Source organism: Streptomyces bambusae (genome assembly GCF_019400985.1).
Lineage (GTDB): Bacteria > Actinomycetota > Actinomycetes > Streptomycetales > Streptomycetaceae > Streptomyces > Streptomyces bambusae_A.
Genome location: NZ_WTFF01000742.1, coordinates 1 through 563 on the forward strand (window position 1 = coordinate 1; position 563 = coordinate 563).

At 73.7% G+C, this 563-nt stretch carries 1 protein-coding gene; it reads left to right on the top strand.

Annotated features, from left to right (window positions below; translation table 11 throughout):
- Positions 1-20: 20 nt before the first annotated feature.
- A partial coding sequence (locus tag GPJ59_RS36825; RefSeq protein ID WP_308120716.1) for a condensation domain-containing protein occupies positions 21-563 on the top strand: 543 nt, incomplete at its 3' end.

A 563-nucleotide genomic window follows, 5' to 3' on the forward strand; every position in this document is an offset into this window, starting at 1 on the left:
GGGCGCGTAAGGCGGGTCTGGTGTTCTCGGCGCGTGAGGTGTTCCAGCACCGCACGCCGGAGGCGCTGGCGGCCGTGGCCACGTCCGCCACCGGCACGGCGACCGAGGACCCGAAGGCGGGTCTGGGTGCGGTGGCGGAGACCCCGATCGTGGGGTGGCTGCGTGAGCTGGGTGGTCCGGTGGAGGGGTTCAACCAGGCGATGCTGGTGCAGACCCCGGCCGATGCCTCGTACGAGCGGCTGGCGGATGCCGTGCAGAGGGTGCTGGACCACCACGACGTGCTGCGTTCCCGTCTGGTGCGGGGCGAGGGCGTCTGGAACCTGGACGTCGCCGAGGCCGGCTCGGTCCGGGCCGCCGACGTGCTGCGCCGTGCCGAGGGCGGGGTCGCCGACGAGGCGCGCGCCGCGCAGGCACGCCTGGCGCCGGAGAGCGGCGCGATGGTGCAGGCGGTGTGGTTCGAGGACGAGCAGCGCCTCCTGCTGATGGCCCATCACCTGGTGGTGGACGGTGTGTCGTGGCGTGTGCTGCTGCCGGATCTGGCCCAGGCCTACGAGGGCGTGGAG